Below are 12906 nucleotides of genomic sequence, written 5' to 3'. Positions count from 1 at the left end.
GAGTATAGTGATTTCACTTTTTTGCAAGGATCCTTCGCGATGAACGACTTCACGACACTCTTACAACAGGGCAATGCCTGGTTCTTTATCCCCGGCGCCATTCTGCTTGGGGCGCTGCACGGCCTGGAGCCTGGCCATTCCAAAACCATGATGGCGGCGTTTATCGTGGCGATCCGCGGTACGCTAAAACAGGCGATATTGCTGGGGCTGGCGGCGACGCTGTCGCACACCGTGGTGGTGTGGGTGATCGCCATGGCCGGGATGTGGTTTGGCCGCGGCTGGGATGCACAAACCGCCGAGCCGTGGTTTCAGCTGCTTTCCGGGGTAATCATTATTGTTATCGCGCTGTGGATGCTATGGCGCACCTGGCGTGAGTCGCGCGGAGCGCACGATCATCATCATCACGACCATGATCACCACCACGATCATGAACATGAACATGAACATGAGCATGAGCATCATCATAACCACGATCGCCACCACGATCTGGTGGAGGCCGACTGGCAGGATGCCCACCAGCGCGCCCACGCCGAAGAGATCAACCGCCGCTTCAAAGGCCAGGAAGTCACCACCGGGCAAATTGTGGTGTTCGGCCTGACCGGCGGGCTCATCCCCTGCCCGGCCTCGATTACCATTCTGCTTATCTGCCTGCAGCTTAAACATGTGGCGCTGGGGGCTACGCTGGTGCTGAGCTTTAGCGTCGGGCTGGCGCTCACGCTGGTCGCCTCCGGGGCCATTGCCGCCATTGGCCTGAAGCATGTGAGCAAACGCTGGAGCGGGTTTGGGGAGCTATCGCGAAAAGCGCCGTGGTTCTCCGGCGCGCTGATTATTCTGGTGGGGCTTTACATGATGGGACACGGCATCAGCGCACTGATCTGATGCCGTGTGCAGAGCTTAGGCTAGCTGCCAGCTAAACTGGTAGCGAACCCGGCGGGCAGGCAGTAAAAACTCTGGCCCCACGCTCGGGCTCCAGGAGTCATCGCCGCCCACGCCCATATGGAAGGCATCGAGGTTCAGCCAGCAGCCCGGCTCCTCGTGCAACAGATGGTGATGGGTGGTTTCATGCAACTGACGCTGGCTGTAGCGGCTGAGGCCAAAGTGGAACTCCCCGCGCCAGCAGTGCGCGCCATATTCCAGCTGTCGGGTGTCGCAGCGCAGCCCATTTTCCGTCGGGTAGATATACGGCGTATGCAGCGCCGACAGCGGCAGAGTCCACCATCCCTGGCGCGCCGCCAGACGGCGGTCTGGATAGTTTTCATGCGGCCCCAACCCCAGCCAGCTCACCTGTTCTTCCACGGCGGCCAGCTGGCAATGCAGACCAATTCTCGCCGGGTGCGGAATATCTTCCGCCACCTGCACCGTCACATCGCCATGCAGCACGCCGTAATCGTCAATGCGCCAGCGTTTGTGGCTGATAAACAGAATTTTCCCCTGATATTCCCAGCTCTGCTGCGTCTCGACCTCAACCCCTTGTTCCTGCGACGCTGCCCGGCACTGTAACAACCGCGGCGTCATGGCATACATCCCCGCCGCCTTCCAGCGCTCTACCCAGGCGTTCGGGTCGATGCGGGTCACTTCACTCACGCCGATATCGTTATCCAGCGGCGCGCGGGTGAAATTATCGCGCAGCGGCGACAGCAGCTCCGGTTTGTCGTTGCGCCACCACTGCGTCAAATCGCCACTTTCACGGCTAAACTGCCAACGCTGACTGCCGTGAGTGATAACAAACGCCTGCGCCTCAACGTGCAGCTGCGGGGCGGTGCCTGTCTCTTGCCGTACCGGCAGCGACAGCGCGGTCGGCAACGGCCACTGCTCCCAGGCGCACAGATGGTTAGCCGCCGACCACCCGGTCGCCTGCGGCTGATATACCTCAACGTTAAGCCAGCTATTTTCGCTGAGCGCGGCGCTATCGGTGAACGGCAGCACGATTCGTTGCTGCCCCTGCGGAGCGATATCAAGCGCTTCCTCGCCCTGCGTCAGCGTTTTGCCATCAACGGTAATCGACCAGCGCAGACGCTCGTTATCCGTGCGACGGAACAGGAATTCACTGCTCACTTCTATTTCCAGCGGCGCGCGCCCCACCAGCCTGAACTGGAAGAACTGCTGCGCCCTTTGCGCCTCAAACAGCGCCGGATGCGGCGTACGATCCGGGAATACCAGGCCATTCATACAGAACTGACGATCGTTTGGCGTATCGCCAAAATCGCCGCCGTAGGCCCAAAAGCGCTCGCCCTGTTCATTGGTTTTGCTTAACGCCTGGTCAACCCAGTCCCAGACAAAGCCGCCCTGCAGGCGTGGGTTGTCGCGAAACGCCTGCCAGTATTTCGCAAAACCGCCAAAGCTGTTGCCCATCGCGTGGGCGTACTCGCAGAGGATCAGCGGACGCGTCTCTTCCGGCAGCGCAATCCACTTTTTGATGCTCCACTTCGGCACCGTCGGGTGCGGCTGATCGGCATCGACGCGAGCGTACATCGGGCAGACGATATCCGTCGCCGCCGTATTCGCGCCGCCGCCCTCATACTGCACCGGGCGTGACGGATCGGCGGTTTTTATCCAGCGGTAGAGTGCGTCATGGTTCGCGCCGTGCCCGGATTCGTTGCCGAGCGACCAGATGATAATGGAGGGATGGTTGCGGTCACGCGCAACCATTCGGGTCACGCGTTCGCTCATCGCCGGTAGCCAGCGCGGGTCGTCCGCCAGGCGACTCATCGGCACCATGCCATGGGTTTCAATATTGGCTTCATCCACTACGTACAGCCCGTAGTGGTCGCACAGGCGGTACCACAGCGGATGGTTCGGATAGTGGGAGCAGCGAACGGCGTTAAAGTTGTGCTGCTTCATCAGCTCAATATCGCGGCGCATGGTGGCTTCATCCACCGCCTGCCCGGTTTCCGGGTGATGTTCATGGCGGTTAACGCCGCGGATCAGCAGCGGTTTACCGTTCAGCTTCAGCAACCCGCCCTCTATCGCCACCTGACGGAAACCAACATCGCAGGCTTCCGACTCCAGCGGCTTACCGTCGGCATCACGCAGCGTGAGCACCAGCCGATAAAGGTTTGGCGTTTCGGCGCTCCATAACGCGGGCTGCTCCAGCGGCAGCGTCACCTTCAGGCGCTCTGCCCAGCCGCCGCGTTCATCCACAAACGGAATGCCCACGGCCTGTTGCAGGCTGGCAACGGCGTTGTCACCCCACCACAGCACGGCTTCCACGTCGGTTGCGGCAGCGGCAGAACCTTCGACGGTCACCTGAATATCCAGTTCACCGAAGGTAAAGCGCTCAGACAGCCGAGGCGTAAACTGATAGTCGGCAATGCGGGTTGCCGGTTTATGCAGCAGCGTCACATCGCGGAAAATACCGCTCATGCGCCACATATCCTGATCTTCCAGGTAGCTGCCATCGCACCAGCGCAGCACCATCACCGCCAGTCGGTTCTCGCCAGGTTTCAGCACCGCACTCAGGTCAAACTCGGCGGGCAGGCGGCTATCCTGGGAGTAACCCACCCATTGACCATTGCACCACAGATGAAACGCCGAGTTTACGCCGTCAAAAATAATCCGCGTTTGTCCCTGCGTCAGCCATTCATCTTCTACGGTAAAGGTGTACGAGTAGCAGCCCGTCGGGTTCTCTACGGGCACCTGTGGCGGCGTCACCGGAATCGGATACGTCACGTTGGTGTAGATAGGCGTATCAAAACCGTGCATTTGCCAGTTAGACGGCACCGCCATGGCGACTGCATCGTGAAGATCCTGCTCAACCCACCCCTCCGGTACGGCTTCGGGGGCAGAAAAGAAGTTGAAGCGCCAGTTACCGTTTAACGACAGGCGCGAGGCCGATGCGCTATCCAGCCGCGCTGCGCTCGCTTCACGCCAACTGTTAAACGGCGCGTGGGCGGGCAGTCGGTGCCACTGGGTAAGCTGGGGATTTTCCCAGTCACGGCGGGAGAGTAAAGCAGACAGCGTCAGAGAAGAATGCGGCATGGAAACCTCGTTGCGAAGCGCTCACAATTTTTAATGAGAGTGCACGGATCTCACCACGAGGTAAAGGATCGGATCGAGAGTAAGCGAGTCAGATCACAATTCGCGCGATCGTCTGGCTATCCGGGTCGCTAGCTCCTGCAAGCAATGCGCCAGATCGTCATCCTGAAGACTCTCCGGTTGCCGTTCGGCACTGGAACTGCGGGCAATCAGCTCAACCTCCAGGCAAGTCTGGCTCTGTGCCGGTACTCTGCCCTCCTGCGCAATAAGCCAATCCACGCTCATTCGTCCGGCCTCTTTAAAGCGCTGGCGGATGGTGGTCAGCGGCGGCGTAAACCAGGCGCTGTCGGTGGTATCGTCATAACCCACTACCGATAGCTGACCCGGCACGCGAATGCCTTTCTCTGCGCAGGCGCGCAGCGCGCCCAATGCCATCTGATCGTTGGCCACCAGCAGTGCATCAGGGTAGGGTTTTTCACTCAGTAAAAGGTGCGCTTTTTCATAGCCAGAGGCCGCGCTCCAGTCGCCATAGGCCACGGAAACCGGCTGTACCGCTGCCTGTTGTAAGGCATGCTGCCAGCCCGCGAGTCGGGCACGGGCGGAGACAGAGCTTTGCGGGCCTGCCAACAGCGCAATCTGTCGATGCCCCAGCGCGAGCAGATGTTCAACGCCAAGGCGAGCGCCCTGCTCGGCGTCAAACACGAGGCTATTCACCTCGGCATCACGCCCCACGTCGAGAAACAGTATCGGCACCGGCGAAGCGGCGGCCAGCGCTTGCGCATCCTCACGCTCCAGCGGCACATTCACCAGCAGCCCTTCCACACGCTGCGCCTGAAGCTCCTGCAAGGCATTGAAGCAGGCTTCCCGGTCGTGGCTTTCCACCATCGAAATCAGCACGGAAAAGCCCACTTCTCCGGCACGGCGTTTCACCGCCGAGGCGATTTGCGAAGGCGCGTGCAGCGCCAGGTCAGTGGTCAGCAAGCCCAGCGCGCGCGTGGCCTTTCCGGCCAACTGCTGCGCGCCGCGATTGGGAACATAGTGCAGTTCCTGCATCGCGGCCTGTACCTTTTCCCGCGTGCGCGGCGACACGTGCGCGGCCTGGTTTATCACCCGCGACACGGTCTGGTAGGAGACACCGGCGACGCGGGCTACATCATACAGCGTGATTGTTTTCATACTTTTCCGTTTAACTGGCGTACCAGGTGCAGTGTAACCGGAAAACGAACACCATGCTGTGAGCGCTTCGTAAAATCAGGAAACTTGCTCCACCGCAGTCGTGCGACGCTGCGCCACACAAGGCAACTGGAACCACGGCAGGAAAATCTGAATCAACGGGCCAATCGCCAGCGCATACAGCACGGTGCCCACGCCGAAGGTGCCACCCAGCAGCATACCGATAACCAGCACCGACAGTTCGATAGTGGTACGAATACGGCGAATTGGCCAACCGGTACGGGCGTGAATGCCGGTCATCAGGCCATCGCGCGGCCCGGCGCCAAAACCGGCACCGATATACATACCGGTCGCCATCCCATTCAGCACTACCGCCAACAGCAGCAACACAGCGCGAAGCCAGAGCGATTCCAGCGGCGGCATCAGCGAGAGCGTGGCATCGGCCGCCAGTCCCAGCACGATAACGTTGCTGATGGTGCCGAGTCCCGGACGCTGACGCAGTGGAATCCATAACAGCAGTACGGCTGCGCCGGTGAGGATCATCACCATCCCAATATCGAGGGAGGTTAACCCGGATACGCCAAGGTGGAACACGTTCCACGGGTCAGCCCCGAGATTGGCACGAACATAGACGGCGGTCGAAACTCCGTAGAGTATTAACCCAATGTAGAGCTGAATCAGTCGGCGTAGCATAGAGACCTCGGCCTGTAGAATGAGGCTTCCATCATCAGTAAAAATGGCATTATGATTAATGACCAGTTTTTAAAAAGTGGACTGCTCCCATGATTCGACGCTCCGCCACCCAATCGTTAGTTCGCCTGCTGGGCCACTGGCAGGACGGCCCCTCCCCGACGCCGCTGTGGCGACAGCTCACCGATGCACTGCGGCTGCTGATTCTCGATGGCCGCCTGCCGCTCGGCACGCGTCTGCCAGGAGAACGGGAGTTTGCCAGTGCGTTAGGGGTCAGCCGCACCACCATCGCCAGCGCGCTGGCCCAACTGCGCGACGAAGGCTATGTGCAGAGCAAGCAGGGTAGCGGCTCGACGGTCACACTCAGCGCCGAAGGCTACCAGCGCGTGCCGCGTATGCCGACCTCGCCGACGCTGGATATGTCTACCGCCGCGCTGGCGGCCGGTGCGGAAATCCACCAGGCTTACTGCCACGCGCTGGCGGTGCTGCCCGGCTACCTCAGCAATACCGGCTACGATCAGCAGGGACTCCCCGCCCTGCGTGAAGCCATCGCCCAGCGCTATAGCGCGCGCGGGCTGCCAACACGGGCCGACGAGATTATGCTGGTAAACGGCGCGGTTAGCGGGCTGGCGCTGATTCTGCGCAACCTCACCGGGCCGGGCGACCGGGTGGTGGTTGAAACACCGACTTATCCACTGGCGATTTCTGCTATTGAGGGCGCATCCTGCCGCCCGGTGGCGCTGCCATTGCCCGATAAAGGCTGGGACACCGACGGCCTGGCAGCGGTTATCGCCCAGACCGCACCGCGGCTGGCGTATCTGATGCCCGATTTTCAAAACCCTACCGGCCAGTGCATGGACAGCACCACCCGGCAGATAGTAGCGGACCTGGCGGCACGAACCTGCACGACGCTGGTCGTCGACGAAACGATGGTGGATTTGTGGTACAACGCCCCGCCGCCGCCGCCGCTGGCCGCGTTTAATCGCGATGCGCCGATCATCACCGTGGGTTCAACCGGGAAAAGCTTCTGGGGTGGGCTGCGCCTGGGTTGGATCCGCGCTTCATCGCGCACCATTGCGGCACTGGTTCAGACCCGCGATACCCTTGATTTAGGTTCGCCGCTGCTGGAACAACTGGCCACCTGCTGGCTACTGGACAATGAGCATCAGTTGCTACCCGAACGGCGTCGACTGCTGACGGCGCGGCGGGATATGTGCGCGGCGTTAATGCATGAATACTTTCCGCAGTGGAAATTTGTGCTGCCGGAGGGAGGACTGTCGTTCTGGGTTGAACTGCCGGAGATGATGGCAACGCGGTTTGCTGCGCGAGCGGAAGCCAGCGCGATTCATCTTGGCGTGGGAACACGATTTGGTCTAGCGGGCAGCGGAGAGCGCAACTTACGCATTCCGTTTACACTGGACGATGAAACCCTGCGTCGCGCCTTTTCGACATTACAGCCGATTTGGGCAACGTTAGCAGGCCAGCATGGCGCAAACAAAGTGCGGAAAATAATTTAACCGCGCGCAAGGGGAGAACGCCCCCAATAACATAACCGGCCTGAAACATTATATTCTTTAACGTAATAAAGTACGGCTAAAGAATATATTAGTGCTGTGGAGGGATCGGAAAGCCTTTCAGGGAAATAACGAAAGATTCCCCCTCTTTTTTAATCTTAGCACCGGTATCGCACCAGTCAGAGGCAATACGAAAGAACTCATCGCTGCCTACATTCCAGTTGAGAAGAACATGCTTCACGTAGCCTGAACGTAACAGGTCGCAGGCTTCGCTATAGTTACACGCTATCGACGTTTGCTGTTTCATTTTCTCTTCTTCAGGATTTTACGTAATGCTTTGATTTCTTTAGGTGTGAATGGAGCAACATCTTCTTCCGTATGCTGGCTGTCGATGTCATCTTCACACACGCCCGCCTCTTCTTCTGCTACAAACCCCAGCAGCAGCAGCTTTTCTGCCGCAGCGCCTAAAGTCAGGCCGTGGACTTCAGCAAAGTGGCGAAGTCTCTCTTTTACCGCTTCATCAATTTTTACGTTAAGCACTGCGACTGTCATATAAACCCCTTCCCGTAAAGACGCGCCGTCTCGTAGGCGAGTTTGTGTTAACAAAACTCGCAAAGCGACGCGGCAAAAATGGTTTCTGTATTATTTCTGTAATAACTAATACATGAAACCAACAGCACATTCCAGAAATATATTTATAACATAAAGGGTAATATAAATACCCAATGTTAATCTAAAGGCAATTTATGACACATAAATGACAGTAATATTACAAATGGATGAATGTTATTTGAATACAAAAGGTTGTTGACGACAAATAGCCACAATTAATACAGGGATTAGATTGGTCTTAGCGAGAGGGAATTTTACGGCGGTAGAAATGGGTGGGGGCCCTGCCAGCTACATCCCGGCACACGCGTCATCTGCCCTGGCTGCTTCCTTCCGGACCTGACCTGGTGAACAGAGTAGCGTTGCGGGAGAACCAACAGGGCCCCCATTGAGAGCGTTGTTATCCAACGCGCTGGCGCATTATCACTGCTGAGACGGGCAATTGCAAGCTATCCGCTACTGCCTGCTGGATTCTTGCGCAATCCACCCTTCACAGGGGGCATCAGGCTGATTATGCTGAAGGTTCTGCTTTAAGGAACTCACTATGGACGATTTTGGCTCTTTCCCTCAGCGCGTTTGGCAAATCATCGCTTCCATCCCGGAAGGCTACGTCACCACCTACGGCGATATTGCCCGGCTGGCTGGCTCTCCGCGCGCTGCGCGTCAGGTCGGCGGCGTATTGAAACGCCTGCCGGAGGGTTCCACGCTGCCGTGGCATCGGGTGGTGAATCGGCACGGCGTGATATCCCTGACCGGCCCGGATCTCCAGCGTCAACGCCAGGCATTGCTTTCTGAAGGGGTGCAGGTGTCGGGCAGCGGGCAGATTGATATGCAGAAGTATCGCTGGAACTACTAGCAACTGTAGCCCGGCCGAGCAAAACGACGCCGGGAAAATCCCGGGGCCAGCGCTAAAGCGCGTCGCCTGGGCTACCCTGAATTCACGGCAAAAAAATGCCCTCACGTAGAGGGCATTCGCGTTTATGGAACCTGAACCGGCGAGGTATCCTGAACCGGCACCGGCGTTTGCTGCACGGGAACCAGCGTCAGGTCAGCTTTAGTGCCGCCGTGGTTAATCACTTCCTGCACGGTATCAGTAATAAAGACCAGTTTATCGTTAATGGTCACCGCCGCGCTCAGCAGGATACGGGCGTTCGGCTGAATATCTGCCGGGTTGTACGGCAGGGCAAAGCTAAACGGCGCCTGTTTCCCTTCGGTACGCGTCACTTTCTGCGACAGCACTTTCGATGGTGCATCGGCCAACGACGCGTCGGACAGCGTTACGGTCAGTACGGCATCCGGCGGCAGCGCCACTTTCTGGCGGATCCACACGTTACCGGAGACATTCGGTCCCGACACGGCCTGAGTGGCCGCTGCTGCTTCTGGCGCAGGTGTCTGATTCTGACTTTGCTGGTGCGTCTTCGCACAGCCCGCCAGGGCCAGTGCAATCGCCAAACCGCTTAAGATCGGCACGAGTTTCATTAGCATTCTCCTTATTGCTCACCCATTCTGAGGCTGTTTTCTCATTTGAGTGACAATGCATTAACAAACGTAACCGCTTTAGTGTGGCATATAATTCACATGATTACCTGCAAACACCCCATTATTCAGACAATTGAACCCATCGGACCACTCGCGAAACTACGTTATAATGAGAGCATTCACCTGATGTTGCGACCGTAAAATTGTAGAGGGTATCAATGAGCCAAGCGCTTTCTAATCTGCTGACATTATTAAATCTGGAAAGAATTGAAGAAGGACTGTTCCGTGGCCAGAGTGAAGATCTGGGGCTGCGTCAGGTCTTTGGCGGCCAGGTTGTCGGCCAGGCGCTGTATGCGGCAAAAGAGACCGTCCCTGCCGACCGTCTGGTGCACTCCTTCCACAGCTACTTCCTGCGCCCGGGCGACAGCCAGAAGCCTATCGTCTATGACGTTGAAGTACTGCGCGATGGCAACAGTTTCAGCGCGCGTCGCGTGGCGGCTATCCAGAACGGGAAACCGATTTTCTATATGACCGCCTCCTTCCAGGGCCCGGAATCCGGCTACGAGCATCAAAAAACCATGCCCGCCGCGCCGTCACCGGACGGCCTGCCGTCGGAAACCGACATCGCCCGCTCGCTGGCACACCTGCTGCCGCCACAGGCCAAAGAGAAGTTTCTTTGCGATAAGCCGCTGGAGATTCGTCCGGTGGAGTTCCACAACCCGCTGAAAGGACACGTGGCTGAGCCTCGCCGTCAGGTGTGGATGCGCGCCAACGGCACCGTACCGGATTCACTGCATATTCATCAGTACCTGCTCGGTTATGCCTCTGATTTCAACTTCCTGCCGGTTGCCCTGCAGCCACACGGCGTGGGCTTCCTCGAACCCGGTATGCAGGTTGCGACCATCGACCACTCAATGTGGTTCCACCGCCCGTTCGATATGAACGAATGGCTGCTGTACAGCGTCGAGAGCACCTCCGCCTCCAGCGCCCGCGGTTTTGTACGCGGCGAGTTTTACACTCAGGATGGTATTCTGGTGGCGTCGACAGTGCAGGAAGGGGTTATGCGTAACCGCAACTAGGTGATATCAACCACGCCCGCGATATCGCGCGGGCGTACAGTTGCAGCTGGGTAATTAATGGATGATACGGCTCAGCAGGGAGCTAATTCCAGGCAGGCGTTTTTTCTTATCGAACGGCTTAACGCCGGTTGCGCGGCAGTTATTGCAGTAGCAATCGAACGCGTCGCGGGCGGCAATGTTCAACTCTTTCGCGTCTCCGGCGATAAACGTTGCCCTGCGATCGGTGTTCAAAAACTCACCGCGAAACATTTCAATAATGGGGTCGTATTTAACGCGGGCTTTGTGACCATCGATAAATAATGTGCTGCTATGCATTTGAAACGTTCCTTGAATTGTTGTGCCATCCTGGCGCGGGTAAAGCTGGCTTTGCCCGCAAATCTTTGCCGATCACATCGGCGGGGTGGAAGAATACTCCCCAGCGTAAAAGATAAAAAGCCGTTTAAAGTAAAAGACTTTTACGCAAACGTATGTAATTACTTACGGTTCGTAAGGTTTTACAGACACCATACCAGCAACCATTGTGATAACGATCACAAAAATCAATGGCACAACCGTATAAACAAGAAACCCGCACCAGGGCGGGTTAAATAACGGTCAAAATAAATCTTTTGTTTTTCAACGTCTGAAGCATTCCCCGGGGTCGGCGTAAACGCCTCACCCGGGTTGCCGATATCAAGCGTTGTAGGCATTCTCGCCGTGGCTGTTCACGTCCAGACCTTCGCGCTCCTGGTCTTCCGGTACGCGCAGACCGACGGTTAAATCTGCCACTTTATAGCCGATGAAGGCTACGATGCCGGACCAGACGATGGTGATGGCGATACTTTCAAGCTGCACCAGCACCTGATGGCTCATGGTCACGCCTTCCGCATAACCCACGCCGCCCAGCGCCGTAGAAGCAAAGATACCGGTCAGGATACAGCCGATGATGCCGCACACGCCGTGAACACCGAACACGTCACATGGGTCATCCACGCGCAGCCAGCGTTTCAGAGAGGTCACGCCCCACAGACCCGCCAGACCGACCACGATACCCAGAATCAACGCACCGCCGACCCCGATATAGCCACAGGCTGGGGTGATACCGACCAGACCCGCAATCGCACCAGAGCACGCGCCCAGCAGAGAAGGCTTACCGCGCAGCGCCCACTCACCGAATACCCAGCCAAGGATCGCCGCAGCGGTTGCTACCACGGTGTTCACGAAGGCCAGACCGGCAATTTCGTTCGCCGCACTGGCGGAACCGGCGTTGAAGCCAAACCAGCCAAAGTAGAGGATCGCGGTACCGATAAACACCATCGGCAGGTTGTGCGGTTTGAACGCTTCTTTGCCAAAGCCCACGCGTTTGCCAATCAGGTAAGCACCCACCAGGCCTGCCACCGCGGCGTTAATGTGCACCACTGTACCGCCCGCAAAGTCGAGCGCACCGTGGCTCGCCAGCAGACCGCCGCCCCAGACCATGTGCGCAATCGGCACGTAGGAGAGGGTCAGCCAAATCACCACGAAAATCAGCACTGCGGAGAAGCGAATACGCTCCGCCAGCGCGCCAACGATCAGGCCCACGGTGATACAGGCAAAGGAGCCCTGGAATGCCACGTGGATGTACTGATAGAACGAGCCCATCAGATCAGTAATCTTGATATTTTTCAGCATCACCCAGTCGAAGCTGCCGAAGAAGCTGCCGCCGGTGCCGAAGGCCAGAGAGTAGCCGTAAACCACCCACAGTACGCAGACTACCGCAAAGGTCACCGCGACCTGGGTCAGCATGGAGAGCACGTTCTTGCCGCGGATCAGGCCGCCGTAAAACAGCGCAATCCCCGGGATGGTCATAAACAGCACCAGTGCGGTACACAGCATCATAAAGGCGTTATCGGCTTTATCGACCACCGCCGGTGCCGCCATCGCCAGACCCGGCAGCAGCGCCAGTGCGCTCAACCCCGTTTTTACCATTGTTTTTTTCATCATCTCGATCCCTATCACTGTGCTGGCTGGGAATTACAGCGCCGCTTCGTCGGCTTCGCCGGTACGAATACGGATTACGCGCTGCAGTTCGGCGACAAAAATCTTACCGTCGCCAATTTTTCCGGTGTAAGCGGCTTTGCTAATCACATCGACAACCTCATCAAGCTGATCGTCGGCGATAGCCACATCAATTTTTACTTTCGGCAGGAAGTTGACGCTGTATTCCGCGCCGCGATAAAGCTCTGCATGACCTTTCTGACGACCGAAGCCTTTCACTTCCGTCACCGTTAAGCCCTGAATGCCAATGGAAGACAGCGCTTCGCGAACGTCTTCGAGTTTGAATGGTTTAATTACCACGGTAACCAGCTTCATAGATCCCCTCCAGTCAGAATTCGGTAATGGCTACGAACACGTAAGAGGTAAAGCAA

The 12906-nt window shown here is 57.7% G+C and carries 13 protein-coding genes and 1 other RNA gene; 4 read left to right on the top strand and 10 right to left on the bottom strand.

From position 1 onward, the window contains the following. Positions 1-39 precede the first annotated feature (39 nt). Positions 40-879 carry a nickel/cobalt efflux protein RcnA gene (locus AB2B48_RS23505; RefSeq protein WP_368300407.1) on the top strand — a complete coding sequence of 280 codons (840 nt, stop codon included), beginning with the start codon at positions 40-42 and terminating at the stop codon, positions 877-879. A gap of 15 nt (positions 880-894) precedes the next feature. Here the strand turns inward: AB2B48_RS23505 and AB2B48_RS23500 are convergent, their stop codons facing one another. The 3 genes from AB2B48_RS23500 to AB2B48_RS23490 form a co-directional block, all read right to left on the bottom strand. After that, the gene (locus AB2B48_RS23500; RefSeq protein ID WP_368300406.1) at positions 895-3978 is read right to left on the bottom strand and encodes a beta-galactosidase; all 3084 of its coding nucleotides are present in this window, start codon (positions 3976-3978) and stop codon (positions 895-897) included. Positions 3979-4071: 93 nt separating this feature from the next. Next, a complete protein-coding gene (locus tag AB2B48_RS23495; protein WP_368300405.1) occupies positions 4072-5151 on the bottom strand; it encodes a LacI family DNA-binding transcriptional regulator in 1080 nt (359 codons plus the stop codon). A gap of 75 nt (positions 5152-5226) precedes the next feature. Then, positions 5227-5841: a YczE/YyaS/YitT family protein gene (locus tag AB2B48_RS23490; RefSeq protein ID WP_368300404.1), complete on the bottom strand. Its 615-nt coding sequence runs from the start codon at positions 5839-5841 to the stop codon at positions 5227-5229. An 89-nt stretch (positions 5842-5930) separates the two neighbouring features. Between AB2B48_RS23490 and AB2B48_RS23485 the strand changes: the two genes are divergently transcribed. Next, entirely contained in the window at positions 5931-7355 is a 1425-nt protein-coding gene (locus tag AB2B48_RS23485) for a PLP-dependent aminotransferase family protein (protein ID WP_368300403.1), read from the top strand. Positions 7356-7443: 88 nt separating this feature from the next. On the opposite strand, the gene AB2B48_RS23480 is transcribed toward AB2B48_RS23485, so the two are convergent. From AB2B48_RS23480 to ffs, 3 genes are all read right to left on the bottom strand, one after another. After that, complete coding sequence (locus AB2B48_RS23480) at positions 7444-7659, bottom strand: hypothetical protein (protein ID WP_035895186.1); 216 nt, start codon at positions 7657-7659, stop codon at positions 7444-7446. Continuing rightward, positions 7656-7904 carry a hypothetical protein gene (locus tag AB2B48_RS23475; RefSeq protein ID WP_185667131.1) on the bottom strand — a complete coding sequence of 83 codons (249 nt, stop codon included), beginning with the start codon at positions 7902-7904 and terminating at the stop codon, positions 7656-7658. Before AB2B48_RS23475 ends, AB2B48_RS23480 begins: the two co-directional genes overlap by 4 nt. Positions 7905-8243: 339 nt before the next feature. Further along, an RNA gene (gene ffs / locus AB2B48_RS23470) (signal recognition particle sRNA small type) lies at positions 8244-8340 on the bottom strand. 165 nt (positions 8341-8505) lie between these two features. On the opposite strand from ffs, the gene AB2B48_RS23465 reads away from it, so the two are divergent. Beyond that, complete coding sequence (locus AB2B48_RS23465; protein WP_185667132.1) at positions 8506-8817, top strand: MGMT family protein; 312 nt, start codon at positions 8506-8508, stop codon at positions 8815-8817. A gap of 122 nt (positions 8818-8939) precedes the next feature. On the opposite strand, the gene AB2B48_RS23460 is transcribed toward AB2B48_RS23465, so the two are convergent. Then, entirely contained in the window at positions 8940-9440 is a 501-nt protein-coding gene (locus AB2B48_RS23460; protein WP_185667133.1) for a YbaY family lipoprotein, read from the bottom strand. Positions 9441-9658: 218 nt separating this feature from the next. Between AB2B48_RS23460 and tesB the strand changes: the two genes are divergently transcribed. Continuing rightward, positions 9659-10519, top strand: coding sequence for an acyl-CoA thioesterase II (gene tesB, locus AB2B48_RS23455; RefSeq protein ID WP_185667134.1), 861 nt, complete (start codon positions 9659-9661; stop codon positions 10517-10519). A 54-nt stretch (positions 10520-10573) separates the two neighbouring features. Here tesB and AB2B48_RS23450 read toward each other — a convergent pair whose 3' ends face one another. From AB2B48_RS23450 to glnK, 3 genes are all read right to left on the bottom strand, one after another. Continuing rightward, complete coding sequence (locus AB2B48_RS23450; RefSeq protein WP_368300402.1) at positions 10574-10834, bottom strand: hypothetical protein; 261 nt, start codon at positions 10832-10834, stop codon at positions 10574-10576. 357 nt (positions 10835-11191) lie between these two features. Then, complete coding sequence (gene amtB, locus AB2B48_RS23445; protein ID WP_185667316.1) at positions 11192-12478, bottom strand: ammonium transporter AmtB; 1287 nt, start codon at positions 12476-12478, stop codon at positions 11192-11194. A 33-nt stretch (positions 12479-12511) separates the two neighbouring features. Next, a complete protein-coding gene (gene glnK / locus AB2B48_RS23440; protein ID WP_004858743.1) occupies positions 12512-12850 on the bottom strand; it encodes a P-II family nitrogen regulator in 339 nt (112 codons plus the stop codon). Positions 12851-12906 lie beyond the last annotated feature (56 nt).

It is taken from the genome of Kluyvera sichuanensis (assembly GCF_040930405.1).
In the GTDB taxonomy this organism is placed as follows: domain Bacteria; phylum Pseudomonadota; class Gammaproteobacteria; order Enterobacterales; family Enterobacteriaceae; genus Kluyvera; species Kluyvera sichuanensis.
The sequence above is the reverse complement of the archived record's forward strand: the minus strand, read 5'-3'. Positions and strand labels throughout refer to the sequence as shown.